This window comes from Paenibacillus sp. FSL H7-0735 (assembly GCF_038008505.1).
Lineage (GTDB): Bacteria > Bacillota > Bacilli > Paenibacillales > Paenibacillaceae > Paenibacillus_AQ > Paenibacillus_AQ odorifer.
Map to the genome: position 1 here is coordinate 3,815,232 of NZ_JBBOZH010000001.1, position 26,254 is coordinate 3,841,485.

Annotated in this window: 23 protein-coding genes; 21 read left to right on the forward strand and 2 right to left on the reverse strand. The window is 44.8% G+C overall.

Annotated elements, in window-relative coordinates:
• Nucleotides 1-21 precede the first annotated feature (21 nt).
• From NSS82_RS17300 to NSS82_RS17340, 9 genes are all read left to right on the forward strand, one after another.
• On the forward strand, nucleotides 22-804 hold the full coding sequence (locus NSS82_RS17300) for a hypothetical protein (RefSeq protein ID WP_256718561.1): 783 nt from the start codon (nucleotides 22-24) through the stop codon (nucleotides 802-804).
• 20 nt (nucleotides 805-824) lie between these two features.
• A complete protein-coding gene (locus tag NSS82_RS17305; RefSeq protein ID WP_370511313.1) occupies nucleotides 825-1,184 on the forward strand; it encodes a HesB/IscA family protein in 360 nt (119 codons plus the stop codon).
• A gap of 23 nt (nucleotides 1,185-1,207) precedes the next feature.
• On the forward strand, nucleotides 1,208-1,492 hold the full coding sequence (locus tag NSS82_RS17310) for a hypothetical protein (RefSeq protein ID WP_076141255.1): 285 nt from the start codon (nucleotides 1,208-1,210) through the stop codon (nucleotides 1,490-1,492).
• Between the two features lie 153 nt (nucleotides 1,493-1,645).
• On the forward strand, nucleotides 1,646-2,443 hold the full coding sequence (locus NSS82_RS17315; RefSeq protein WP_256718562.1) for an AraC family transcriptional regulator: 798 nt from the start codon (nucleotides 1,646-1,648) through the stop codon (nucleotides 2,441-2,443).
• A gap of 208 nt (nucleotides 2,444-2,651) precedes the next feature.
• Nucleotides 2,652-3,962, forward strand: coding sequence for an NtaA/DmoA family FMN-dependent monooxygenase (locus NSS82_RS17320; RefSeq protein ID WP_076106626.1), 1,311 nt, complete (start codon nucleotides 2,652-2,654; stop codon nucleotides 3,960-3,962).
• Nucleotides 3,963-3,987: 25 nt separating this feature from the next.
• Nucleotides 3,988-5,037: an NAD(P)/FAD-dependent oxidoreductase gene (locus NSS82_RS17325; RefSeq protein WP_076106628.1), complete on the forward strand. Its 1,050-nt coding sequence runs from the start codon at nucleotides 3,988-3,990 to the stop codon at nucleotides 5,035-5,037.
• A 25-nt stretch (nucleotides 5,038-5,062) separates the two neighbouring features.
• On the forward strand, nucleotides 5,063-6,010 hold the full coding sequence (locus tag NSS82_RS17330) for an ABC transporter substrate-binding protein (protein ID WP_076273199.1): 948 nt from the start codon (nucleotides 5,063-5,065) through the stop codon (nucleotides 6,008-6,010).
• Between the two features lie 133 nt (nucleotides 6,011-6,143).
• The gene (locus NSS82_RS17335) at nucleotides 6,144-8,063 is read left to right on the forward strand and encodes an AraC family transcriptional regulator (RefSeq protein ID WP_076296634.1); all 1,920 of its coding nucleotides are present in this window, start codon (nucleotides 6,144-6,146) and stop codon (nucleotides 8,061-8,063) included.
• A gap of 275 nt (nucleotides 8,064-8,338) precedes the next feature.
• A complete protein-coding gene (locus NSS82_RS17340; RefSeq protein WP_076273201.1) occupies nucleotides 8,339-11,635 on the forward strand; it encodes a chitinase N-terminal domain-containing protein in 3,297 nt (1,098 codons plus the stop codon).
• Between the two features lie 136 nt (nucleotides 11,636-11,771).
• Here the strand turns inward: NSS82_RS17340 and NSS82_RS17345 are convergent, their stop codons facing one another.
• Nucleotides 11,772-12,491, reverse strand: coding sequence for a hypothetical protein (locus NSS82_RS17345; protein WP_076273202.1), 720 nt, complete (start codon nucleotides 12,489-12,491; stop codon nucleotides 11,772-11,774).
• A gap of 263 nt (nucleotides 12,492-12,754) precedes the next feature.
• On the opposite strand from NSS82_RS17345, the gene nikB reads away from it, so the two are divergent.
• The 8 genes from nikB (at nucleotide 12,755) to NSS82_RS17385 (ending at nucleotide 20,651) form a co-directional block, all read left to right on the forward strand.
• Nucleotides 12,755-13,669, forward strand: a complete 915-nt coding sequence (gene nikB / locus NSS82_RS17350; RefSeq protein WP_341109838.1) for a nickel ABC transporter permease — start codon at nucleotides 12,755-12,757, stop codon at nucleotides 13,667-13,669.
• 32 nt (nucleotides 13,670-13,701) lie between these two features.
• Nucleotides 13,702-14,538: a nickel transporter permease gene (nikC, locus tag NSS82_RS17355; protein ID WP_370511314.1), complete on the forward strand. Its 837-nt coding sequence runs from the start codon at nucleotides 13,702-13,704 to the stop codon at nucleotides 14,536-14,538.
• Nucleotides 14,535-15,320: an ABC transporter ATP-binding protein gene (locus NSS82_RS17360; RefSeq protein WP_076273204.1), complete on the forward strand. Its 786-nt coding sequence runs from the start codon at nucleotides 14,535-14,537 to the stop codon at nucleotides 15,318-15,320. Before nikC ends, NSS82_RS17360 begins: the two co-directional genes overlap by 4 nt.
• 28 nt (nucleotides 15,321-15,348) lie before the next feature.
• Nucleotides 15,349-16,206, forward strand: coding sequence for an ATP-binding cassette domain-containing protein (locus tag NSS82_RS17365; RefSeq protein ID WP_341109839.1), 858 nt, complete (start codon nucleotides 15,349-15,351; stop codon nucleotides 16,204-16,206).
• 18 nt (nucleotides 16,207-16,224) lie between these two features.
• Entirely contained in the window at nucleotides 16,225-17,898 is a 1,674-nt protein-coding gene (locus tag NSS82_RS17370) for a nickel ABC transporter substrate-binding protein (protein WP_076273206.1), read from the forward strand.
• Complete coding sequence (locus tag NSS82_RS17375) at nucleotides 17,898-18,653, forward strand: class I SAM-dependent methyltransferase (RefSeq protein WP_076273207.1); 756 nt, start codon at nucleotides 17,898-17,900, stop codon at nucleotides 18,651-18,653. The genes NSS82_RS17370 and NSS82_RS17375 overlap by 1 nt, the downstream gene beginning before the upstream one ends.
• A 78-nt stretch (nucleotides 18,654-18,731) precedes the next feature.
• Nucleotides 18,732-19,406, forward strand: a complete 675-nt coding sequence (locus tag NSS82_RS17380) for a class I SAM-dependent methyltransferase (protein WP_256718566.1) — start codon at nucleotides 18,732-18,734, stop codon at nucleotides 19,404-19,406.
• Nucleotides 19,407-19,667: 261 nt separating this feature from the next.
• Complete coding sequence (locus NSS82_RS17385) at nucleotides 19,668-20,651, forward strand: alpha/beta fold hydrolase (protein ID WP_038571303.1); 984 nt, start codon at nucleotides 19,668-19,670, stop codon at nucleotides 20,649-20,651.
• A gap of 82 nt (nucleotides 20,652-20,733) precedes the next feature.
• Here NSS82_RS17385 and NSS82_RS17390 read toward each other — a convergent pair whose 3' ends face one another.
• Nucleotides 20,734-21,369, reverse strand: a complete 636-nt coding sequence (locus NSS82_RS17390; protein ID WP_326047185.1) for a TetR/AcrR family transcriptional regulator — start codon at nucleotides 21,367-21,369, stop codon at nucleotides 20,734-20,736.
• Nucleotides 21,370-21,449: 80 nt separating this feature from the next.
• On the opposite strand from NSS82_RS17390, the gene NSS82_RS17395 reads away from it, so the two are divergent.
• The 4 genes from NSS82_RS17395 to NSS82_RS17410 all read left to right on the forward strand — a co-directional run bounded on the left by NSS82_RS17395 (nucleotide 21,450) and on the right by NSS82_RS17410 (nucleotide 26,244).
• Nucleotides 21,450-22,202, forward strand: a complete 753-nt coding sequence (locus NSS82_RS17395) for a hypothetical protein (RefSeq protein WP_076273208.1) — start codon at nucleotides 21,450-21,452, stop codon at nucleotides 22,200-22,202.
• Nucleotides 22,183-23,301 carry a hypothetical protein gene (locus tag NSS82_RS17400; protein ID WP_076273209.1) on the forward strand — a complete coding sequence of 373 codons (1,119 nt, stop codon included), beginning with the start codon at nucleotides 22,183-22,185 and terminating at the stop codon, nucleotides 23,299-23,301. The genes NSS82_RS17395 and NSS82_RS17400 overlap by 20 nt, the downstream gene beginning before the upstream one ends.
• A 565-nt stretch (nucleotides 23,302-23,866) precedes the next feature.
• Nucleotides 23,867-25,231 (forward strand): cytochrome ubiquinol oxidase subunit I, encoded by a 1,365-nt coding sequence (locus tag NSS82_RS17405; protein ID WP_076273210.1) that lies wholly within the window; start codon nucleotides 23,867-23,869, stop codon nucleotides 25,229-25,231.
• A complete protein-coding gene (locus NSS82_RS17410) occupies nucleotides 25,228-26,244 on the forward strand; it encodes a cytochrome d ubiquinol oxidase subunit II (RefSeq protein WP_076143652.1) in 1,017 nt (338 codons plus the stop codon). The genes NSS82_RS17405 and NSS82_RS17410 overlap by 4 nt, the downstream gene beginning before the upstream one ends.
• Nucleotides 26,245-26,254 lie beyond the last annotated feature (10 nt).

Here is a 26,254-nt window from a genome sequence, read left to right on the forward strand (position 1 = left end):
ATCGGAGCTTCATCGACTTGGATGGCTTTACTGTTAACGATGGGTACAGGGATTTTCTTGGTTGGTCTAAGCATGCTTCCGAGTATTATGGGATTTGTTTTAGTCCTTATCGGCTTAGTACTGATGATATTTCCGCTCCGCAAACTGCTGCCGAAGGGAACTCTTACGCTTCGAAGAGGCATGCCAGCTATTCTGGCAACACGTGGGCTGTTCTTCGCTGCCTATACCAGCACACAGAATTTCTTGGTATTGGCTCTAATCGATGTGAAGGGAATAACGCCTTCTCAGGCCGGATTGATTGTAGCGAGTGCTGCGTTGAGTTGGTGCGTCATAGCGTATCTGCAAGGACGGTGGGATTCGGCAGATCAGGGGCGTGGACGGCATACGCGAATTATTCTGGGTGTATTGCTGCTTGCCATAGGGATTACTATCGTATTTTGGATACCCGTGGTGACCGTTACCGTTGCAGTTTTTGGACAGATCATCGCTGGAATCGGCATTGGATTGGCGCATCCGATTAGCGGTGTTGTGGCGTTTTCTCAGACAAGAGAAGGAGGTGTCGGCAACACCTCGGCAAATCTGCAATTTGCGGATTCTTTTACACCCGGTGTAGTTATCGGGATCGGCGGTTCCATTCTTGTGGTTTGTCAGGCTGGCGGAATGTCACTCCAATCCGGATTAATTGTAGCAATGGGTTTCCATCTCTTGTTGATTGTAATGAGTTTATTTGCGAGCACTCGGATCTCACCAGTAGCTGAACAGATAGGAACAGGTATTCAATCTTTAGGTTTGAAAAACAAATAAACACGAAGGAGGAGTTCACAATGATCATCGAGATCAGTGATAAGGCATCAGAAAAAATCGCCGAAATCTTATTAAGTGCGAATATCCTAAATCCATTCCTTAGAGTGGGTGTTGATGAAGGGGGATGCAGTGGATTATCCTATACCCTAGTCTTAGATGAACAGCAGGCAGAAGAGGATATTGTATTAAATAAAAAGGATTTTAGTATATTGGTTCACCCGAATAGTATTCCTTATATTGACGGTCTTGAAATTGACTATGAAGAGAGTGGAATGGTAGGCGGATTCACTATGAATAACCCTAATGCAAAAGCTTCATGTGGATGCGGAGCCAGTTTCAGAATGGCCAATTATCGTGGCGAAATAAAAAAATGTGATTGAACCGCAGAAAGGAGAGAAGAGGAATGATATCATTTGCAGTATCCGAAAAAGCATTGGATTCATTTAAGAATGAATGGGGTTTGGAAGAGGACCAATATGTAAGAATTTATGCAAAATATGCCGGTGGAGGCTCAGATGCCTTCACTGTTGGAATTAATGCAAGTGCTACACCGATCGATCCCGCATGGGTTCAATCCATTGGCGGATTTCATTTCTTTGTTGAAAAAACTGATGTTTGGATTTTACAGGATGAACTTCTTCAAATTGATTGTAATGAAAACGGCATATTTTCAACCAAAATCTCCTGAGCATCTTCTTGGGTACAATGTACATTTGAATATCTACTACACTTCTAGCAATTTCGCACACTATTGTCTATACTGTTTTAAATAAATATCAGAATTGGATCTGATTTTAAAAGAAGCATGGTGCTAGGAAGCAGGTGCAGAACATTGATAAATTTGGACAAATTAGCAAAGGCATTTACTAAAGGTGTCTATGAAATAGAAGATAGAAGCCGCTTAGTCATCCAGCCCAAAAGCTTATTAAGTGAATTCACCACCGTTAAGCATGGATTTTTATTTATCATTCGCGGGGGAGCCAGAATACGTGTGAACGGAACGGTATATGAATTACGGCCAGGATCAGTTTTTCATGCTGCTCCGGGCATGCAGATGGATTCGCAGGTTATAGGACAATCTGAGCTCGAGTATTACTCACTTTTTTATAAATTGGATATGCCGGAAGAAATGAATAGTACTCACGAATTTGACTCTCATTTCAAGCTGGAGCCGGGAGCGAATCTAAAGATTATTGAATTACTAATTATGCTCCATCAGAATGCCCATCCATCCGGAGAAATTGGGAAGCTGCGTATCAAGGAGTTGTTCTTAAGCCTGATGCATCAGGTTCTGATTGCGTGCAGTTACAGAGAGAACGATAGTTCTCCGAATCAAAAAATGGTAGACGAAGCTCTTGCGTATATTAAACTTCATTATATGAATTCACTTACACTCGGTGAGTTAGCGGAACAGCATGCAATGAGTGCCAACCGCTTCTCTTACCTCTTTCATAAATATACGGGACTACGACCAATCGACTATGTCGTTAATTATCGTTTGGAACGGGCCTGTGAATTACTCAAAGCAGGTAATTTTCCTATCCGCGAGATTGCTGACCGTGTTGGTTATGACAATCCACTATATTTCAGCCGATTATTCAAAAAGAAATTCGGTGTTTCTCCCTCTGCTTATAAATAATGTACATAATGAGCTTCTTTTACTTGAACTACGTCTGCAGCTACTGGTGATAAGCCAGAAGTGCAGACTTTTTTTATTTAGATTAAATAATGATGCATGCTGGATTTGAGATTTGTACATTTGAATTTATTTAAATTTTTGATAAACTCACCTTTGTAACTGAGAATCATTATCAGTAAATTGATTTATAAATGAAAGGCTGGTAGATATGACAGAAAAAAGACCAAGACAATTATGTATTGGCCTGTCCTTAAATGCAACCTGGATGAAAGGAGACGGCTGGCGGCACCCGGATAGCGGAGTAGAGAAGATGGAGTCTATTGATTACTATATTGATTTGGCAAAAATGGCTGAGAATTCAAAGCTCGATTTTCTTTTCAGGGCTGATTATCTGTATGTTAGCCCGCAGATGATAGGAGACTCCTCAAATTTCGGCAGCCCCGACCCTGCATTGTTTTTTGCAGCGATAGCTCGTGAAACCGAGCGGATCGGACTGGTAACGACGATTTCCACTACTTTTAATCCGCCGTATGTTGTTGCAAGGCAATTGCAGTCCTTACACTGGCTGAGCAATGGACGCGCCGGCTGGAATATTGTCACTTCGATTGAAGGTGCCGATAATTTCAGCGATTCACCTATGCCGTCACCGGAAGAAAGATATGCCAAGGCTATGGAATTCACGGATGTTGTACGCAAGCTTTGGAAGAGTTTTCCGAATGAAGCGATTGTTATCGACCGTCAGTCAGGTATGTTTTCGGATAAGGATAAAGTGACTGCTATTAATCATTCCGGGGAATTTTTCAGTGTAAAAGGGCCGCTTACTTTGCCTGCTCACAAATCAGGAACACCGCCGCTATTTCAAGCTGGTGCTTCAGACATTGGACGGAATTTCGCCTCATCTGTAGCTGATGCTATTTTTGCGGCAATGCCGGATATCGAATCGGGAGTGGAACTAAGGAATGATCTGAGAAGAAGAGCGGCTGAGCAGGGCCGTGATCCGGATGCTATCAAAGTTTTGCCGGGCTTATATTTTTTCCTGGCCGATACGCGCGAAGAAGCACTTGAATTACATAAGGCTGCACATGCGAATTTAAGCCTTGAACGCAGACATGCTTCGCTCAAATCGGTGATGGGTCTTGATTTAAGCGGTTATCCCTTAGATAAGCGAGTAACTGACGATATATTACCCGATTCCAGTCAGGCCGTCCGCAGCCGGACTCATGCCGAATTGTTACGGCGGTATATTATCAAAAACCAGCCTACAGTGAAAGAAATCTTGGACAGGCCGGAGGTTGTCGGATCTGCACATTGGGTATCTGTCGGGACAGTAGAGGATGTGCTGAACGATATTATTGAACGGTTTGATGCGGAGGCTATGGATGGCTTCATCGCCTTGCCAGGCGGCTCGGAACAATCTATGGAGTTGTTTTTTGAGAAGTTGGTACCGGAGCTGGTTGAAAGAGGTTTATTCCGGAGTGAATATACTGGAAGCACTTTCCGTGAGCATTTAGGGATTTAAAAAAGAGAAATGAGGCGATTGAACGATGCATGAAGAGGAATTGTTTGATGTTACGATTATTGGCGGCGGTCCGGCTGGATTATTTGCTGCATTTTATAGCGGACTCCGTGAAATGAAAACCAAAATTATAGAATTCCAACCTGTGCTTGGCGGTAAGGTGCATGTCTATCCGGAAAAGATGATCTGGGACGTAGGAGGCTTACAGCCTATTCTTGGCTCACAACTTATAGAACAAATGGTTGCTCAAGGGATGACTTTCCAACCGGAGGTTGCCTTTAATGAAAAGGTCACATCCATCTCGCAAGATGAAGCAGGTTACTTTATTTTACACACCGCCGCAAACCGGAAGCATTTCACTAAAACTGTGATATTGGCCATTGGAGGAGGCATTCTGAAGCCGGTCAAGCTCGAAATCGAGGGTGCCGAAAGATTCGAAATCACAAATTTGCATTATACGGTGAAGTCACTTGCCCGATTTAAAGAGAAGACTATCCTAATATCGGGAGGCGGCCATTCTGCTGTTGACTGGGCGAATGAACTGGCTCCGATTGCCAAAAAGGTGTTTCTGACGTACCGGAAAGAGAACTTAAAGGGGCATGAAGCCGATATTTCACGCTTGGCAAACAATGGCGTAGAGTGCTTGTTAAATACTTCAATCGAAAAGTTGATTGCCACACCGGATCACGAAAGAATAGGGACTGTACTGCTGAAAAGTAATGACAACGGAGAGGCATTTGAGCTGTCTGTCGATGAGGTCATCATTAATCACGGTTATGAGCGCGACAAAGAACTGCTGGTGAACAGTGAAATTAAAATGGATCTGTGGGAACACCAGATTTCAGGATCAGTAACGAGCGGGACATCCGTGCCGGGTATTTATGCGGCAGGTGATGTTCTACATCATGATGGGAAACTGCACCTGATCGCGGGGGCATTCCAGGATGCTGCCAATGCGGTAAACCAAGCCAAACAATACATCACACCGGAGGCAAATTCGTCCGGGATGGTGTCTTCACATAATGACCTGTTCACGCAGAAAAACCGTGATTTAATGAAGCATTTATACAGACAGTAATGATAACAACTCAAGGGGGAGCCAAATGAAAAGACTATATGGATGGATTGCATCCTTAATTATACTTGCAGGATTACTGGCTGGATGTTCCGAAACTTCAGTCACGCCTACACCGGAAGCCGGCAAGATCGATGAAGCGGGATGGCCTAGAACAATTGCGGATGCCAGCGACAATGGAGTGGTGCTTAAGACACGTCCTGAGCGTATAGCGGTTTTGCATCCCTTGTATTTAGATTACTTTTTTGCTCTAGATACTCCTCCAATCGCATCAACCAATGCAGCGGAAGCGATGAAGGATTTTGCTACTTTACAGCCTTATGCTGGAACTGCTGAAATTATTGATTTGGGCAGCAGCAATGCGAACCTGGAAATGATCATGGATGCAAAGCCAGATGTGATTGTAACCTTCAAGGGTTCTGTTGATAGCAATTATGAAGAGTTGAATAAGATTGCACCAGTCATCTTAATTGACTACACCGATACCTGGGAAAAAACGGCGATGCTGTGTGCTCAGATTGTTGGTAAAGAGACATTAGCGGAACAAGCCATTAAGGAAACCCAAGAAATGATTGCAAAAACAAAAGAACAGTTAAGTAGTCTTGAGAATAAAACATTTGCTTTACTACGGGTCGACGGAAAAGCCAATTTTAATGCTCAAGGCTCTAAAAACACGATGTACTACAATCAAACTGTAGGCTTTGGGTTGTTGCCACCAAAGGGATATCCTGAAGAGGGAGGGGCACTTTCTCTGGAGGGAATATACAGCATGAATCCAGATTTTATTATTATCCAGCATGATATGGATATCGCAAAGGCAGCCATCAAGGACAAGGAAACTTCGAACGTGTGGAACTCACTGGAAGCAGTGAAAAACAATCATGTACTTATCTTTGATAACTCACTCAATAGCGCAAGTATCCTGGCTGTCCGTTTGGCTGCAGATCATTTTCTGCAATTGGCGTCTGAACAATAAAATTATATTACAAAATCCGATTGCACCTTTTAGGGCAATCGGATTTTTGTTATTAAGTTAAATATCTTGACTGTTATTGATAATGGTTATCATTTATGATGAGTATTAGACAGATAACGGAGGGGTAGTCATTATGCACAAAAGCAATCAAATATTGCTTTGGGACCAAGCGACGGTCAAGTTATTGGATGTGCGCCGTATTGAAAGGATTCGGGGCGAAATTCTTCATAAATATAAGATTCCTGCCAGTATATTTTTACTTTCGGTACAAGGGAGCGCTCAAGTTCAATTAGATCAGTCTGAATTTTCTTTTACAGGATTTCAAGTCCTGCATAGCGGGAAAGGAGCGACCCTTAATATTGTTCCGACAAGCAAGAATTTTGTTTACTATATCATTTATTACCGTGCATGGATGCAAGAGGAGGATCTGTTCCAAACACAATATTGTTTTTCCCCAGATGCACCCATTTTACTTTATAACAAAATGCAATTGATGTATCAAAAATGGAACGAGCAAGAAGAGAGACTCAATGTAAAATCACTTTTTTATCAATTCATTCATCAGGTTTTAAAAGAATTACATAGAAAAGAGACTGAAGTGAAACAAACAAGTGTTGCAGTCCAGGTAATCACCTATATCCAGGAGTACTATGCGGAGCCAATTACATTAGATTCGCTTGCGGAAGTATTTAATTTCAGTGCTTATCATTTGTCATCCTTGTTTAAAGAGCACACAGGTATGAGTCCGATTGATTACTTAATTCGGTTTCGGCTTGAACTTGCAACGGAGCTTTTAATGACAACAGATGCTTCGGTCGGGGAAATATCAGCAAGTGTTGGTTATAAAGACGTATATTATTTCAGCCGAATTTTCAAGAAAAGAAAAGGTGTATCCCCTGCACATTTTAGAACAAGAGAGTTTCAGCGGCCTAAAGTTGCTGAAAGTCCATTAAACTTCCCCACATCCTCTATTTTTGAACCCATCGTTCAACAGTATATTAATAATGATAATCATTATCATAATACGGAAAAAGGGGAATTACCTATGTTTAAAATGACAAAATCTCAGACGACGGCAGCTTTACTGCTTTGCAGTTCTCTATTATTAGGTGCTTGCTCAAGCGGGACGGGTACTGCTACGAAGGAACAAAGTAATGGGAATGGAACCGTAAATCAAGCAACATCAGAAGAAAGTACGAACACTCGAATAGTATCAACGCCTAAGGGAGATGTGGAACTACCAGCAGAGCCGAAAAGAGTGGCGGCTGACCAATATATGGGGCATTTATTGAAATTAGGAATTATACCCATCGGAGCAAGAACGTTTATGCTGGATGAAGGGTGGATGGAAAAAGCGGACATACCCAAAGAAACGATCGAGAAAATTGAGGATTTAGGGGATTTTCCTTTAAATTTGGAAAAATTAACGATGCTAGATCCGGACTTAATTATCGGTTCGATCGATGAGAACATAGAACAATATGAGAAAATTGGGACCACTGTTTTTCTGCCTTATTGGGAGGGGTTAAAAACAGCAGGGCCGCTTGATAAATTTAGGAGTGTAAGCAAAATATTCGGAAAAGAAAAAGAAGCAGAAGAATGGATTACGGAATATGAACTGAAAGTAGCTGAAGCAAAGTCGAAACTTGCCGGGGTTATCAAGGAAGGGGAAACCGTTTCGATTGTTCAGTTTTCACAAAAGGCCGTGTACGTCTTAGCGGCAAAGGGAGGAAATTATGGTTCTTCCACTATATACAATATGCTGAAGCTACCTCCAACAGAAAGTGCCAAAAATATGGCGGAGGGGTTTGAATCCATTTCACTTGAAGTGCTTCCAGAATACTTAGGTGATTATGTTTTTGTATATAATGGCGATGCGGATGCAACCAATAAAGCAATGGAAAGTAACATATGGAAAGGCATCCCTGCAGTGAAAAATGGCAAAGTTTATTTGTATGGCGATAATTATCATGATGAATTCGTAATGGAGGACCCTTTTTCATTAGAGCTTCAGCTTGATACGATTGTGAATTTGTTACTTGGTTATCAGTAACTTAGGAGAGAGCGAAACGGAGCATTTATCCGTTTCGCTTTTTTTTGTACTAATATCCCGATAGCCCAATCCTTCATCATGAGCCTCAGCAACTGTGACTTTTTTCATAATACCCTTTCTATATTCGACCCGTTTTATAGGCCAAAAGTATAATTTTTACAGCAGTTTACATAAATCTATCTTTTTTTTAATTGTTTTGAGATAGGATAGTAGATGTCAAGCAGGTGGGTATTTATGGTAATTACTCACCGGACTATTTCTTGAGGAGGAAGGGTATGAAGGAGAAGAATTCAGTTTGGAAAAAGAGGCTGATGAACAGCACTCTAGCTGTGGCGGTGGCCGTACCACTTCAGCTGTTCACGTTCGGAGCCGGTTCGGCGGTATTCGCAGAAGGACCAAACGATCCTGCACCGTACATTGAGGCCAAAGTGGTCAATGAGCATGCAGGCCAGAAGATCCTGTTTGACAATACCCATGAGCAGACTGCGGGAGCAGCCGATTGGGTGATTGACGGCGCTTTTTCAGACTTTGGGAATGCCCTTGCCCAGGAAGGCTATTATGTCAAAGAACTCCGCAAGACGACTCCAATTACTTTGAGTGATCTTTCCGATTATGATGTCTACATCGTCGCCGAATCCAACGTGCCCTACAAAGCAAGCGAGCAGCTTGCGATGGCGGAATATGTGGAGGATGGCGGCAGTATCTTCTTCATCGGCGACCATTATAATGCCGACCGCAACAAAAATCGCTGGGATGGTTCTGAAGCTTTCAACGGCTACCGCCGTGGAGCGTGGGACAATCCAGCCAAAGGCATGAATGCCGATGAGGTCGCTTCTGCAGCCATGCAGGGTGTGGTTAGCTCTGACTGGCTGGCGGACGAGTTCGGTGTCCGTTTCCGCTACAATGCGCTTGGCGACATTAACACAACCAACATCGTGGCTCCCGATCAAGCCTTCGGCATTACAACGGGCGTATCGGCGGTAGCTATGCATGCCGGTTCCACGCTGGCCATTCTAGACCCAGCCCGTGCGAAAGGTATCGTCTACCTGCCGCAAACCAATGCTGTCTGGGCCAATGCCGTAGACCAGGGGGTCTATAACGGCGGCGGTGTGGCAGAAGGTCCTTATGTGGCAGTTGCGAAAAAAGGCTCCGGCAAGGCAGCCTTCATCGGTGACTCATCTCCTGTAGAAGATGCAACACCGAAATACCTGCGCGAAGATACCGGTGCCAAGAAAACAACTTACGATGGCTTCAAGGAAGTGGACGATGCCAAACTGCTGGTTAACACCGTCAACTGGCTCGCTGAGCAGGAGAGTTATACGGATTTCACCCAGGTGAATGGCCTGATGCTAGATCAGCCGACAGCACTGCTGCCATTCGAGGAGCCAGCGCTGTCCACTGAGCCGCAACCGGAGCCTTGGGCTCAACCAAATGCTGGCTACAAATGGTATGATCGCAGCACCTTCAAAGCAGGCTCCTACGGCGGACCAGCAGCCACTGCAAGTGCGGTTTATAACTTCACGCACCAGGCTGTGCTGCCAAATGCACAGAATTTTCAGATTCGGGTGAGTGCAGATAATCTTCCAGCAGGCACAAGCGTTTCCGGCTTCCAGGTAGGTGTCTACCAGGTAAGCAGCGGCGCCCAAATCGCCAAGATTCAGAACAGCGACGGCACCTGGCCAAGCAGCTACGGCTATAGCTCCTCATTCAATCTGACGGCTGATCTGAACGGTCATGCCTACAAGGACCTGACGATCCAGATCAAGCCGGGCACCACAGCTGCATCCAATCTGCGCCTCCGTCAGAACAGTACAAACCTCAAGACTGAATCGGTGACGCTGGGCAATGTTCCTGCTGAACCGCTTCCGGCTGAGGAAGATCCCATACCGGCTGCAATCTCTATCGGCGATTCCCGGGCTAAGGCAGCCGGATCACTGGTAACGGTGGAGGGGACCGTGACGACCGAGCCGGGTATCTTTGGCGGACAGTCCTTCTATCTCCAAGATGGAACCGGTGGGGTTTATGTCTTCCAGAGTCAGAGCGGCTTCCACGTGGGCGATAAGGTCAAGGTAACAGCGTCCACCGCACTGTACAACACAGAGCTGGAGCTGACCGAAGCAGTACAAATTGCGAAGACGGGCACGGCGGCACTGCCGCAGCCGATTGCGGCGAACATGGTGAATGATGCCAACCAAGGCCAATTGGTTCAACTGAACGGTGTGACAGTGGCGAACATTATCAACGCTACGCCAAGCGGCTCCTTTGAATTCGACGCAGTCAACGCCGACGGGACAAGCAATCATGTGCGCGTGGATGCCCGGACAGGCATTACTAAGGATATCTTCCCTTATACTGAGGGACAAAAACTTAATATCACAGGTGTTGCCGCAATTTTTAAAGGCATCTACCAGCTCAAGCCGAGAAGCCTCGATGACTTCGCCGCAGCAGAAGAAGAGGGGGCTCCGGTGACAACGGCGACGCTGTCTGCCGAGCCTAATGCTTCCGGCTGGTTTAACCAGCCGGTCACCGTTACCCTGAAGGCGAATACAGATACAGCTAATGTTTATTACTCGCTTAACGGCAACAAGGAAGCTGAGTACAGTACACCTGTGGACCTGAAGGAAGACGGGCGGCATACATTGACATACCATGCTGTGCCGGGAAAAGGCAAATCGGAAGATCCCAAGACGTTGAACCTCAATATTGATACGGCTCCACCGGTTGCCGAACTGAAGGAATCCGGCCATGAGGTGAGAGATGTAGAAGAAGGAGCGCAGCTTTACTTTGAATTGACTGCTGACGATGTATTGTCAGGTGTCACCTCGAAACAGCTTCTATTAGATGGGAAAACGATTGCCGAGGGCCAGACCCTGAGCGCCGCCGATTTAGGCGCCGGCTCCCACACCGTGAAATACACCGTGCAGGATGCGGCCAGCAATACGACTGAAAAGAGCTATACTTTCCAGGTTATTGGCGGCCAGGTGATTGCGACTGGTAAGCCAGGACAGGCTGATCTTTCCTCCAACAGCAGCTATGCTAATGGACTTAGTGATGGTAACTATACGGTCACCATGAACCTATGGTGGGGTAATAACGGCACGAGCTACAAACTCTATGAGAACGGCACACTGATTGATTCTAAGACACTGAAGGATGTATCGCCGGCTGCCCAGACGGCAAGCACAGAGCTTCATGGCAAGGTGAACGGCACTTATGTATACACTGCAGAGTTAACCAACAAATATGGCACGACCAAGATCGATTCGCTTACGGTCACCATAAGTGACTCTGCGCCGGGCAAGCCGATTCTGTCCGAAGATAACTGGGACGGAGATGGCACCTATAAGGTGTCGATGAATCTTTGGTGGGGAACTAACGCTACAGAGTACCGCCTATATGAGAACGGGGAGCTTATCGACTCACAGCCGCTGAATGCCCATACACCTTCGGCGCAAAGTGCAGCAACCACCATCAGCGGACGCACTGCCGGTGTGTACGAATATCGGGCGGAGCTGGTCAACGCGGCGGGAGTAACTGCCAGTGATACGATCAAGGTAACGGTCATCCGCTAAACTGAATGGCAGTAACAATAACAGTAAAAAACGAAGAGCGCCGGATTCCAGGCCGCTCTTCGTTTTTTACATTACCATTAGTTCATTGTGCCTCGCAAAAAGCTCTGGTTCGCACCAGGGCTGCAAATCATATGGATTATAGGCCGCTATCATCGGTAGTTTCGTAACCATAGTCGAAGGTCTCGATAGTACCATCATCATATTGAAGTGTGAGCTGGTCAATAATAATCGTATGTATTGTATTCTGATATGTAAAATCACTGAAAATAAATAAAGTATCATTGGGCTCAACCGGCCCCACATATTTAAGCGAAAAGCTGCTCTTGCCGTTCAGCTGATCATTGGAAGGATCGCCTACTGGATTAAACGTGCTGATGTGGGCTGTGTAATAATTGATCCTTTTACCGGTTAAGTTGTCAGCTTCCCAGGTCAGCTTAACAGCATCGGCAGAGTTCGTACTATACTTGAATTCTAATGGCGCACCAATCCCTTGCCCGGATGGGGTATCTGCTGCTGGCAGATCTTCAGCTTCATCACCGGCGGGTCCGGTATCATCGTCCGAAGGCATATCTTCCAAGACAACGGCTTCCGGGGAAGGTGAAGATTCAGTAGGATCTGATTCAGTAGGATCTGATTCAGTAGGATCTGATTCAATAGAATTGGACCCAGTAGTGTTGGATTCAGCAGCAATAGCAGCTTTATCTGCGGTACTAGGTGGTATTTCTTCGATAACGGGATTACTTGCCACATTCTGCCCATTCAAGCGTGTTTCAACGCTAGGGGCCACGTAAATTCCTAAAAGAAAAGCTATCATGATGGATAAAACATAGATGAGGACTAAATTGAACCGATTCAAATACACACTTCCTTTATTGTTATTTTTAATATGAACCTACTTATAATGACATGATTATTAAGGATTTGACAATATTATTGCAAAAAAAAGTTGCGACTGTGCAGAGGCCAAATGTTTAAAGATCAACTCATTTAATATGGGTTGATTTTTTTATGTCCTACATGAAATAAATCAAATTAAGACTATTAATTTAAAAAGATTATGCTATAATCGTAATTATTACGATTAAGATCTTGGAGTTGAATGCCATCAATCGATACTTGTTGCAACGCTTATTGCAGCTCATCCCCGTGCTGCTCGGTATCTCTTGCATTACCTTTGCGCTGATGCACTTAACGCCAGGTGATCCAGCGGAGATCATGCTGCGTGCTGACGGCATTAAACCCACGCAGGAAGCTATTGAGGTGACCAGACATGCACTTGGTCTGGATGGTCCTGTACATAAGCAATATTTTCATTGGTTGAACCGGGTGTCCCATCTCGATTTAGGCCTATCTTACAGCAGCGGTCGTCCAGTATTCACAGAGCTAATGAGTCGCTTTCCGGCAACTATACTGCTCAGTGCCTGTTCCGTATTGTCCGCTATTCTTATTGCCTTGCCTATAGGAGTGGGATCTGCACTATATCCGGGTAAATTGCTTGATCGACTGGGAAGAGTATGTGCACTGCTCAGTGTTTCAATGCCGGGATACTGGCTAAGTCTGCTCCTAATTTATTATGGTGCGGTGAAGTTTAAGCTATTTCCTGTGATGGGAATGGATGGGGTATCCAGTGTCATTCTACCTGCCCTCACACTAGGATTTGGAATGGCAGGAGTCTACATCCGCTTGATTCGTTCCAGTCTTCTAGACGTTTTGGGCAAGCGGTACATCACAGCAGCTAGAGCTAAGGGGCTGCAGGAATGGAGAATAATCATTCGGCATGCACTTCGTAATGCGCTTCTTCCGAGTCTTACCCTCCTTGGAGTTAACATAGCGGGGCTATTGGGCGGTTCCGTTATTGTTGAAACTATATTTTCTTGGCCGGGAATCGGTAAGTATGCCATTGAGGCGATTTTTGCGAAAGACTATATTGTCATTCAGGGTTACGTATTATGGATGGCTGTTGTCGTTGTCCTGATTAACTTGACAGTGGATTTATTACATCTGCTGCTGGATCCGCGAATCAGGCTGCGGTGACGATTTAGAAGGAGCGGATTGTCATATTTCGTATTAGCTTAATTAAGAATGAGGGAGCAAGGTTAGGAGCGGGCATAGTACTTTTGTTCATATGCGTTGGACTCTTTGCCCCATGGCTTTCACCTTCCGATCCGCTGCAGATTCACATGGAACACAAACTGGCTATGCCTTCCTGGCAATACCCGCTCGGTACGGATCATCTGGGACGCTGTGTCTTATCCCGATTAATCTATGGGACCCGAACCTCCCTGAATTATTCGTTTATGGTGTTGATCGTTGTTTTTGCGATTAGCATCCCTGTTGGTTTACTGGCGGGTTACGCTGGCGGCAAGATCGATCATTTGATTATGCGGATCATAGATATATTGCTTGCCTTTCCCAGCTTAATCCTATCCCTTGCGATTACAGCCATGCTAGGTCCCAGTATGAAGAATCTGCTAATCGCATTTGCTGCTGTCTGGTGGACGGGGTATGCCAGAGTGATACGCAGCATGGTCCTTCAAATCAAGGAAAGTGAATATATTACAGCGGCCAAAGCGTCAGGCACTTCTCATTTACAAATTATTTTCAGGCATATTCTGCTGAACGCAGCCCGGCCTATTCTGGTTCTTGCTTCTATGGAAGTGGGTACGATTATGCTCTCCATTGCGGGTTTGTCCTTTCTGGGTTTGGGAGCTCAGCCGCCTACACCGGAATGGGGAGTAATGCTGAACGACAGCCGTGCCTATATTCAAACGGAGCCACGGTTGATGCTATTTCCGGGAATGATGATCATGCTGGCGGTTCTGGGCTTTAATCTGTTGGGAGATGGCTTGCGACAACCAGAGCGTGTTTTCGATTCTGCAGTGAAGTGGGGGGCCAGAACATGATGGCAGAGTCTCCACTGCTGAAGGTCAGTCATTTACGCACCTGCTTTCACACAGGCAGTTATAAAGTTACGGCAGTTGATGATGTCAGTATCGAGGTGAAATCCCGGCAGATTGTCGCACTTGTAGGTGAGAGCGGCAGCGGTAAAAGTGTTACGGCAATGTCCATATTAGGATTATTAGATTCTCCAGGCTTAGTTGAGAGTGGAGAAATCTGGCTTAAGGGTAACAATCTTCGTGAGTGCTCCAGCCGTCAGTTACGGAAACTTCGGGGAACAGAAATGGCCGTAATCTTTCAAGATCCTATGAACGCGCTGAATCCGGTACTTACTATTGGCAGGCAGATCACGGAGACGATTAAACTGCATAAGCGGGTGTCGGGAAAAGAAGCAAGATTACTTGCCATGAAGCAGATGGAGCAAGCAGGGCTCAGCGATCCTGATTTACTTTTCAATAAATATCCTTTTCAAATTAGCGGTGGTATGTGTCAAAGAGTAATGATTGCCATCGCACTGGTATCCGGTGCAAAATTATTAATTGCAGATGAGCCTACAACGGCATTGGATGTAACCATTCAAGCCCAGATTCTTAAAGAGCTGGACCGAATCAGATGGACGAACAATGTCGGCATCCTATTAATTACCCATGATCTAGGCGTTGTTGCGGAGCTTGCAGATTATGTATATGTGATGAAGTCCGGGAAGATCGTGGAATCAGGCAATGTGTTTGAACTCTTTTCTAATCCCGTGCATCCCTATACTAAATACTTAATGGAGTGCAGATAACAACGGTAATATTACATTTTTCAGGGACGTGGTGATCTTGAAGTTATTGGAAGCGGTAAGCCTGAACAAGAAATATGGGATGGAAAGGGGGTGGTTCACACGTAATGCCAGAAGTGTTCATGCCGTCAACAACCTGTCTCTCAGTCTGGAGAGCGGCGAAACCCTTGGATTAGTGGGGGAAAGTGGCTGTGGTAAGAGCACTTTGGCCAGACTTCTGCTGGGACTGGAGAAACCATCCTCCGGAAGAGTTATGTACCGGAACGAGGATTATACGGACTGGAGCTTCAGCGAAATGCGCATGATCCGCAGGAAGATGCAGATGGTGTTTCAGAACAGTCTGGCTTCATTTAATCCGTTGTTTACGGTAGAGCAGATTATCGGGGAGCCTCTTCGAAACTATGGAGAGAGGAAGGCTGGAGCCCGCAGGGCCACGGTAGCAGACACACTTGAGCTTGTGGGACTTGAACGGCGGCATATTCACCGCTATCCGCATGAACTCAGCGGCGGACAGCAGCAAAGGGTCGGAATTGCACGAGCGATCTCCTTGCGGCCGGAGCTGATTATCTGTGATGAACCTTTCTCGAGTCTCGATGTCACCCTGCGAAAGCAAATGATGGGTCTGCTGCAGGAGTTGAAGCATGAGCTGGGATTATCCTATGTATTCATTACACATGACTTGTCAGTTGTAAATCGTTTTTGCGACAGTGTGGCAGTGATGTGTCAAGGGGAAATAGTAGAGAAGCAATCAGGTGCAACTATGTTGCAGCAAGCAGACCACCCTTATACAAGAACATTACTCTCTTCGGTACCCGTGCAGGACCCCCGCTTAAGGAAGAAGAGACTGGGCACAGAGTGGCAACCCAGCCATTCCTATGATGTTAAGTAGAGAAAGGATGTACCAAGAATGAGAACGAACCTTAAGACAAAAAGCCTATTATCAAAATCGTTATTCTTTATGCTTCTTGTGGTAGTTATGGTGATATCAGGTTGCGGTAACAGTAATAACAGCAATTCTACGGCTAGAGCCAATAATACCGCCAATAATGAAGCTGCACAAGGATCTGAAGCTCAGGACAAGACAGTCACTGTTGCTATATCGTCCGATGCCGGTATAGACCGATTGGATGCCGGTGCCTATGATGGTTCGATGAATGTGCACGCGATGATATATGAGGGGTTAGTGGAGTATGGTGAAAAAGGCGAAATACTGCCGTCGCTTGCGGAGTCTTGGGATATTTCAGAAGATGGGAAAGTATATACGTTCCATCTTCGCCATGACGTCAAATTCTCTGACGGTACGGAGTTCAATGCCGACGCGGTTAAATTCTCCTTCGAACGATGGATTAAGGATCCAGCCAATTCGTTAAATGTGGCAACTGCGATGCAATCCCTTGTTGTTGTGGACGAACATACGATTACAATGACATTCAACAAAGCGTATTATCCCTTCTTAACCGAGTTATCCTTTGCAAGACCGGTCCGAATTATCAGCCCTTCCGCTGTGGAACCCGCAGGAGATATTACGGGTAAATTCATCAAAGCGATTGGAACTGGCGCATGGATGGCTGAGAGCTACAAAACAGATCAGGAAGCCGTACTCGTCAGAAATCCGAATTATTGGGGAGAAATGCCGAAGCTGTCGAAAATTATTTTAAAGGTAATCCCTGATCCACAGTCCAGAGTACTAGCGCTGCAAGCTGGAGATGTTGACATTGCCGGGGGACAAATGGGAAAGATTCCAGTCGAAAGCGTGCCAGTGATTGAAGCGGATTCTTCACTGACCTTGCAAAAATCACAAGGAACAAACTCTCATTTCTTGATCTTTAACTACAAAACGCCCGCACTTCAAGATCTGAATGTGCGCAAAGCTATCAATTTGGCAATTAATAAAAAAAGCATTGTCGATGATCTTATGGACGGTATCGGCAGTGAAGCCCAAGGTCTGTTCCCGTTGACGGTTCCTTATGTGACGGAATCCAATAATACCTGGTACGGCTTCGATCCGCTGGAAGCGAAGCAGCTGCTAGCAACTGCCGGTTACACGGATTCGGACGGAGATGGAATGGTACAGAAGGACGGAGCGCAGCTTGAGCTTAATTTCGTGCTGCAGCAGGCTGAATATCCCGAATGGAAGTCCATCAGTGAACTGGTTCAGTCTGAGTTAAAGGAGATTGGCATTAGAGTGAATCTTCAGGTTCTTGAGCCGAATGCCTATTACGATGCCTTATGGACAAGCAAAGCCTCTGATCTAATTATGTACCGGACTTATGACGATGCCTATAATCCGCATGCATTCTTGCTCTCCTTATTTCATAAAACAGCTGATGCATCTGCTGTGGTATGGTCTGATCCTGCACTAGAATCTCAAATTGACACAGCAGTAGGAACAACCGATATTCAGGAACGTCAGACCGCATATGACTCCATTTTTTCCAAATTGTATCAGGAGGCTATGTTTGCAGCTATTTATTTCCCTGACGATATCTTGGCAGTTAATAATAGAGTGACTGGATTTAAACCGGGGTACTCCACCTTTATGCCGGTCTTCTGGAATCTACTCGACATAGGAGAAAAATGATGTTAAAAGAGATTTCGAAATACTGGACATCAAGCTCGGAGAGTTATGACAAAGTCATACAGACTCAATTCCGCAGTAAAAAAACTATAAACCTCTGGAAACAGCTGCTTATTAAAGGGTTGGGAACAACTCCCCAGCAAAAGGTGCTGGATGTGGGAACAGGACCTGGCTTTTTCTCCATACTCTTATCACAGATGGGTCATCTGCCTACAGCGGTGGATGCCTCTCAGGGAATGATAGATAGAGCTTCACGAAATTTTGAGAGTTATGGATACAAAGTTCCAGCTTATGTCGCTGATGCTGCCGACTTGCATATGGAGCTAGAGAATAGCTTTGATGCAGTGGTCTGCAGGGATGTAGTATGGACGCTGCCTGATCCACAGAGGGCTTATGCTGAATGGCATCGGATTCTAAAACCGGGCGGGACTCTGATTATTTTTGACGGCAACTATTTATATAAAGAGAGCAAGACTGTATTCCATAGACTTTGGTATGCCTTGTCCTGGACACTGATTCTTCTCACAGAACAAAGAATCCGCCAGCGAAGCAGTCAAGATAAAAACCTGCTAAGCGAGTTGCCATTTGTTAATGTACAACGGCCTGAAGCTGACGGGAAAGCGCTGAAACAGGCCGGGTTCCGCAGCATAGATGTTCACCGGAACTTTATCTCTGCCCGTGAGATGCCGCTCGATTTTTTGAAATACGGTTACCAGAATGTAAACCGGTTCATGATACTTGCCAAGAAGGGTGAATGATAAATGGGTACACAACAAGAGGTGGAAATGTATTGGGAAGGCGAAGCCTAGCTGTACAGCGAAGGCATTCAGAAGGAACTGAACGGATTCCAGCGGGAGGCCTGGCTGAAGCTTATCCTCGCTAACGCACCACAGAAGGAAAGATTGCAGGTTCTAGATATTGGCTGCGGGCCTGGCTTCTTCTCTGTGATTCTCTCAAGTGCCGGGCATCTGGTTACTGCGATCGATTGTACCGACAATATGCTGGAAGAAGCACGTTCCCACTCCAGTCGGGAAGGTGTCACCGTTACTTTCCGCAAGATGGATTCGCACAAGCTTGACTTTGCTGCGGAGAATTTCGATCTGATCGTGTGCCGCAATGTTACCTGGAGCCTTACCGATCCGCAGTCAGCTTACAAAGAGTGGAAAAGAGTACTTAAGCCTGGGGGACGGCTACTGGTTTTTGATGCCAACTGGAATCGCCATCTCTGGGACGAAGAGATGCAGCAAAAGCGAGTAGAGGATCAGAAAGTCTATGTAGATAAGGGCTTTGGTGAGCTCCCGCATCATAAGGACATAGAGGAGACAGACCGTCTGAGTCTTGTATTGCCACTGACCAGAGAGTGGCGTCCCGAATGGGATATACGGACTCTCAAGGAAGAAGGATTCACCACTATTTTTGCTGAAGAGAATTTGAACGCCAAAGTACTGGATGAGAAACAGCAAGTCTTAAACCGGTCAACACCGATGTTCATGATTTGTGCTGAAAAATAATATAATAGTGAGAACCTACACATAATTAAATGAAGTAACAATAAAAAGCAGCGATCCTCTAAATGAGAGGCGCTGCTTTTTGAGTAAAGGACAAGAACATTATTTCATTTCCGATTTGATGTTGATCTAAAACCTCTTTTTTGGCTTGTTCATATTCCGTTCATATTGTCGTCACGAAGAGTACATCTTGATTGATTACACTTTGAATATGTCGTCAAGGCGGCACTTCAGATACAGGGACAAGGAAGGGAAGAGATCAACGTGGCAAATAAGGTGGAAATAAAAACAACTGGGACTAAGAGCCACAAGAAACGGAACCTATGGTTAAAAATAATCGGAGGTATTGTAGGGGCGCTAGTGTTGTTCATGGGCATCGTTTTTATCGTTGATGCAATCAGCGACGGGGTAGAGAAAAAGAAAATCGAATCGTATGGCCAGTATGTCAATGTGGATGGGAAAAAGATGAATGTGCTTATTCAAGGCAGCGGAGAACAAACGGTTGTACTCCTACCAGGACAAGGAACCCCGACACCTGCACTTGATTTCAAATTGCTGATCGATGAGATTACCCCTAATTACAAAGTCGTGGTGGTCGAGCCTTTCGGTTATGGTTTGAGCGATGAAACCGAGAAGGAAAGAACGACTGAGAATATAGTAAGTGAGGTTCACGAAGCTTTGCAGCAACTGGGTGTAGACCGTTACATTCTAATGGGACATTCCATCGCGGGACTATACGGAGCGACCTATGTGAATACTTATCCGGATGAAGTTCTTGCTTTTGTCGGCATCGATAGCAGCGTTCCCAATCAACCCGGAATGGATGTCAAACTACCTTTGAAAGCCATGCAGTTTCTTCAAAAATCAGGGCTAATGAGATTGGTCCAAAAAGTGAGCGGAGATCCGTATGAATCGCTTGCATTCGATGAGCATACCAAAGAACAGATGCGTTTGATATCAAATCAAGTCGCGACCAACCCAACATTGATGAATGAACTGAGCCACCTCGGTTCCAATTTCAAAAATGGAGAAAAAATCACAATGCCAAATGACTTGCCGTTGCTTCTCTTCGTTCAATCGAATAACGAGCACAATAAACAGTGGATTCCACTGCATGAGGAGCAAGTCAAACAATCCGCACAGGGCAAAATGATCCCAATGGAAGGTTCACATTATCTGCATCATACAAAATATAAAGAAATCGCTGAGGCATTCAAAGAGTATATGAAACAAATTCAAATTCAATAGTAGGGTTGATAATTAAACTGCGGAGCCGAACTTGGTTCCGTGGTTTCTTTGTTTTTTCATTTATAAACACGATTTTTAAACCTTATTCCTGGGACATTGGAGTATGGTATACCTCAAGACAAATTTTGGTCATTTCGTCAATGGATTTTGCAAAGTCTGATTGTATCCATTTAAGGAGAACATTATAGAGGGCTCCCGCTTTAAAGTATATTCGGTACACATTCTCATCGCTTTTGTCATGAGCAGTAGAAAGCATCATTTCATTCAAGCAATCCAGAATTACATCATCAAACTTTGCGCTTTGCAGTGCTTTGTAGATGTTCCGCTGCTGAAAAATAACTTCGAAAAGCACTTTGATAAATTTTTGAGGTTCTTTAGCTTTGCCTGTTAATTCATTGGTGTAAGGTAAGAGTTTTTGATTAATTTCGAAAATAAGCGAATCGACCAAATCCACCAGGATCTCTTGCTTGGAGGAATAGTTGTTGTAATAGGCCGTTCGAGAAACCCCTGCGCGCTTCACAATATCGGTGATGGTGATTTTACTAAAAGACTGTTCCTGGATCAAGAAGACTAATGCCGTGCAGATGGCTTCTCTTGTCAAACGGTTAGTTTCTTTATTGGAACGATGCTGAGAGGTATTTGGACTGTATAATTCATGATTTGAGATGACATTTCCCCTCCGTTTGTACATTCTGATGTTCGTTTCATTGTTTTTCATGAGTCTTTTCAATATGCTAAAACCATAAGGCATTACAAATGTAATGTCAAAATAATCGTTAGTTAAAATGGGAGGGCGTCATGTTAGAAATCTTATATAGACGATTGTCAGCGGTCCTGCTTTTGATCCTAGCACTCTGTGCTACGGTATTCATTGGCAAAGAAACGGTAATCTCGATCGTGACCATTATCTTTTTGTTAGCAGAATTAGGCATCTCTTTTTTACTTTTAAAGAAACGTGAGAAGGTACATGTGGTTTTTATTAGTGTGATGGTGGCAGAAGGGCTATTCTTACTAACAAGAGAATTTTGGCTGCTTGCGCTTTCTATCCTGCTGCTGATCGTAGCGGGCATATGTAGAGGACTCTTTGGGCAATCGGGGAGCAGAAGAGTCACTCCGTTTCTAGCCGTTCGTAAAGTGTTATTCAGCATTACTGCACTTATCGTTACTGCACTTTGGGGGATTGGAATCTATGCAAAACCTATTACAACACCTGTGGCATTATCAGCTGATGCGGCTATGACGATCGATGAACGTAAATTGGATTCTGCAGCAATGATGCTGAAAGATATTGAAGTAATGAATTCTTTTGGAAGCCGTACAACCGGCTCTGAGGGTCACAATCAGTTTATTGCTTGGCTGGAGCAGCAGGTAACGGATATGGGGCTGCAAGTATATCGTGATCGCTATACTTTTGACCGATGGGAAGAAAAGAACAGTGCTTTAATGATTGATCACCAGGCAATTCATGTCTCTTCAGCTTTTCCCTATTCCGGGGAAACTGACGAAAAAGGTGTGACAGGGGAGCTGGTGTGTGTATACGAAGCGTGGTGAATATGGCCAGGCCAGTGGAAAAATTGCTGTCATTGAAATTGAGAATTTTAGAAATTTTCCAAGTGGGATCGTTATGAATATGCGGGCTTCATCTCCAATGGACAACCAAATTGCCCCAAATGAAGGCGATCTGGTCCTCACTACAGCTTTAAAAGAAGCTAAATTGGAGCAAGCGACGGAAATGGGCGTAAAAGCTGTTGTTTTAGTCTGGAAAGGGGTATCTGACGATAAGGTTGAAGAGCAATATGTGCCTTTTACCACCGATTATGCAGGAATCCCTGCAATCTGGGTTAATGAAACGGAAGGGAAAAAGGTGATCAGCGCAGCTCAGGAGCATAAAGAAGGTACGGTTATTTTAGAAGCGGAAATTCAAAAAGATGCCCCAACAGAATCCTTTTATGTGAAAATTGACGGTAAGAATAAAGACGAAGCGATTATCGTAAATACCCATACGGATGGGATAAATGTAGTGGAGGAGAATGGCGCTGTGGGCATGCTGTCTATGATTCGTTACTTACAGCAGGAGCAGCCGGAACGTACGATGATTTTCGCTTTTGTGACAGGACATTTTAGATTACCGGAGTTCAAAGGGTCCTCTCAGGCAACTTCCACCTGGATGGAGGGGCATCGAGAGCTGTGGGATGGCAAGAATGGTCATTTAAAAGCTGTAGCTGGAATTACGGTTGAGCATTTAGGCAGCATGGAGTGGAAGGACGATGATACGGGTCATTATGGTCCAACTGGACAAATAAGTACAGAATATACGTATGCAGGCAATGAAATGATGGCAGCCATTTGGCTGAAGGCTATTGAAAAGACAGATAGCACACGTACTGTATTATTGCGTGGACATAACAAGTTTGAGTTTGGAGAGAGTCAGCCCTTATTTGAAGCAGGGATACCGGTGATTGGATTCATTCCAATGCCCGACTATCTGCTCGTGGATAGTGACAACAGAGAGATGGACAAATTTGATGCAAAGCTAATGCATACGCAAATTGTATCGTTGCTGAAAGCGGTCAAGCTAGTGGACGGAACGGAGACGACTAAACTCGGGAAGTCAGATGGGTATTCTTTTTTCTACGGTCGTACTAAATGATGGTGGCAGTTCAAGATTTGTCATGACGAAGATGAAATTAGCTTGAATTCAAAAACACTGATGATTTAAGTCAGTGTTTTTTTGTTGCAAAAAGGGGGTATATTACGGCTTAAAATGAGAAAATTTCGTTTTTTTGTTAGCATCGAAGTAGGAGGAAACTTGTGACATCACATATACGCTAATCAATCAATAGCTCCTTCGGGTGCTTTTTGTGTTATTCACTGAGTTGTTAGAAAGATTTGTCCCTTTCTTGAACGTTTAGGGATTAAGAGATGTCGATGATTGAAATACTTAAAATTTAAGATAAGATAACTTTAATTATTAGGCCACGTTATTAATTTGACTGCTCAGTAACAGGTAAATCAGGTTCGCCAACTCTTGCTTTGTGAAATATTTCTCTTTTTACATAGCAAAGAACGAGGAATGTCATACTAAAAAGAACAGGAAACGATGTCGCTGAGCCTTGCTAAACCTGATATTGAATGCAGCCTACAGTTAGCGGGCCTAATCATAAGTATCAACTTAAGACGAAAAATGAACAGAGTTTTGAAGGGAGCAGTAAAGAATGGCAATTGATACGGTGCTATGGAGCAGGCTAGTGACAGGCTTGACTCTCGGGTTCCACGTTATTTTTGCGACGATTGGCGTCGGTATACCGCTAATGATCGCTATAGCAGAGTTCATCGGGATCCGGAAGAAAGACCCCCATTATACACTTATGGCAAAGAGGTGGTCTCGAGGATTTGTCATTTCTGTGGCGGTTGGTGTTGTGACCGGTACAGCGATTTCACTACAGCTGGCCCTGGTATGGCCGAATTTTATGAAACTGGCTGGGAATGTCATTGCACTTCCGTTATTCATGGAGGTGTTCGCGTTCTTTTTCGAGGCTATCTTCCTGGGCATTTATTTGTATACGTGGGATCGGTTCAAAAATCCATATACCCATTGGCTGCTGACGATACCGATTGTCGCCGGGGCAGGCATGTCTGCCGTTTTTATTACGACGGTGAACGGATTCATGAACCAGCCTGAAGGCTTTGTCATGGAAGCAGGCCAATTCACAGCGATTAACCCGGTGCAAGCGATGCTGAATACGGCGACGTTCTCCAAAGTGTTCCATGTATTAAGCTCGGCCTATTTAACAGGAGCTGCCTTGTTAGCCGGGATTGCAGCCTTCGCGATGCTGAGAAAAGGTGTGTCCGCATACCACAAAAAATCTTTAAATCTCATGATGGCGGTCGTTTTACTATTCGGTTTGCTGAACACGTTAGCCGGTGATGTGTCCGCCAAGTTTTTGGCCGAGCATCAACCAGAGAAGCTTGCAGCGGCAGAGTGGCATTTTGAGACGAGTAGCAGGGTGGATTTGGTTCTATTGGGATGGCTGAATACAGAGCATGAAGTTCTAGGGGCTCTTCATCTTCCGAAGCTGCTCAGCTTCCTGGCCTTTGGAAACTTTAATGCAGAGGTGACGGGGCTCGAGGAATTCCCCAAGGAAGAATGGCCACCACTTCTCGTTCATTATCTGTTTGATTTAATGGTCGGAATCGGATTTACTTTGCTCGCGATTTCGTTCCTATATTTTCTGTTTGTGTTCTGGAAAAAGCGTAATGAGCTTAACAAGTGGATGCTTCGCATCATCGCACTGAGCGCCCCCCTCGCTTTTCTGGCTGTTGAGCTGGGCTGGTTTTATGCAGAGGTTGGCCGACAGCCGTGGATTATCCGTGGATATATGCGTGTTGAGGAGGCGGCCACGTCTTCACCGAATGTAAGAATTATATTCTTCGCCTTATTGCTCTTGTACATCGTTCTCGGCAGTATGTGTGTAATCGTGCTAAGACGTTTGTTCAACAATAATCCGGCAGAAGCTGAGATGGAGAAATGGATGAAGGATCATCCTAATCAATCTACGGAAAAGGGGGGCACTGAATGATGAGTTACGAATTGATTGGCATCTCGGTGCTCTGGCTGTTTTTGTACGGCTATTTAATTATAGCTTCCATTGATTTCGGAGCGGGCTTCTTCGCCTTTTATGCCCGTTTAACGAAGCAGGATCACCTCATTAATCGTCTGATTTCGCGTTATTTATCACCCGTTTGGGAAATTACAAATGTATTTTTTATCTTTTTCTACATTGGCATCGTCGGTTTTTTTCCGGACACAGCCTATTATTATGGCTCTGCGTTACTTGTTCCGGGAAGCATTGCAGTGATTCTTCTTGCGATTCGCGGTTCATTCTATGCTTTTGAAAATTACGGTTCCAAGAAAAACATAGTATATCTTTTTTTGTACGGAGCTACAGGTTTGCTTATTCCAGCATCGTTGTCAGTGGCGCTAACTTTGTCTGAAGGCGGCTTTATCGTGAAGCAGGGGGAGACGGTTTCTCTGGATTACTGGGCGCTGTTTACCAATCCGTTATCGTGGAGTATCGTTGGACTGGCAATTGTGTCCGTTTTGTTCATTAGCGGCTCATTTCTGACATTTTACGCTTCTCGGGCAGAGGATCATTCCGCGTTGAAGCTGATGCGCAACTACGCCCTGTTTTGGAGCACACCGACGATAATCCTCGCACTTACAGCATTTATCTATTTGGGTCAACACAATGAGCGGCATTTTCAAAATATGATGGATTTATGGTGGTTGCTGGCACTTTCCGTTGCTTTCTTCATGATCGCGATGTGGCTGTTATATAACGGACGCCGTTACGGATTAGCTTTTATATGCGTCATGTTGCAATTTTTCTGTGCCTTTTTCGCTTATGGGATTGGGCAATACCCTTATATTCTTGATCCGTATATCACGATTCAGAGCAGTGCAACTTCACCAGCAATGGGCTTAGCGTTAGTTATTGTGTTTATCGGCGGTCTATGCCTGTTGATCCCATCCCTTATTCTGGTCTTCAGACTCTTCCTGTTTGATGCGGATTATGTAAAAGGGAAAAAATAAAGCTGATTAA

Coding starts and splice junctions, on each gene's coding strand:
- NSS82_RS17300 (WP_256718561.1), top strand. CDS start 22: ATGGCTTTACTGTTAACGATGGGTACAGGGATTTTCTTGGTTGGTCTA.
- NSS82_RS17305 (WP_370511313.1), top strand. CDS start 825: ATGATCATCGAGATCAGTGATAAGGCATCAGAAAAAATCGCCGAAATC.
- NSS82_RS17310 (WP_076141255.1), top strand. CDS start 1,208: ATGATATCATTTGCAGTATCCGAAAAAGCATTGGATTCATTTAAGAAT.
- NSS82_RS17320 (WP_076106626.1), top strand. CDS start 2,652: ATGACAGAAAAAAGACCAAGACAATTATGTATTGGCCTGTCCTTAAAT.
- NSS82_RS17325 (WP_076106628.1), top strand. CDS start 3,988: ATGCATGAAGAGGAATTGTTTGATGTTACGATTATTGGCGGCGGTCCG.
- NSS82_RS17330 (WP_076273199.1), top strand. CDS start 5,063: ATGAAAAGACTATATGGATGGATTGCATCCTTAATTATACTTGCAGGA.
- NSS82_RS17335 (WP_076296634.1), top strand. CDS start 6,144: ATGCACAAAAGCAATCAAATATTGCTTTGGGACCAAGCGACGGTCAAG.
- NSS82_RS17340 (WP_076273201.1), top strand. CDS start 8,339: ATGAAGGAGAAGAATTCAGTTTGGAAAAAGAGGCTGATGAACAGCACT.
- NSS82_RS17360 (WP_076273204.1), top strand. CDS start 14,535: ATGATGGCAGAGTCTCCACTGCTGAAGGTCAGTCATTTACGCACCTGC.
- NSS82_RS17370 (WP_076273206.1), top strand. CDS start 16,225: ATGAGAACGAACCTTAAGACAAAAAGCCTATTATCAAAATCGTTATTC.
- NSS82_RS17375 (WP_076273207.1), top strand. CDS start 17,898: ATGTTAAAAGAGATTTCGAAATACTGGACATCAAGCTCGGAGAGTTAT.
- NSS82_RS17390 (WP_326047185.1), bottom strand. CDS start 21,369: ATGAAAAACAATGAAACGAACATCAGAATGTACAAACGGAGGGGAAAT.
- NSS82_RS17395 (WP_076273208.1), top strand. CDS start 21,450: ATGTTAGAAATCTTATATAGACGATTGTCAGCGGTCCTGCTTTTGATC.
- NSS82_RS17405 (WP_076273210.1), top strand. CDS start 23,867: ATGGCAATTGATACGGTGCTATGGAGCAGGCTAGTGACAGGCTTGACT.
- NSS82_RS17410 (WP_076143652.1), top strand. CDS start 25,228: ATGATGAGTTACGAATTGATTGGCATCTCGGTGCTCTGGCTGTTTTTG.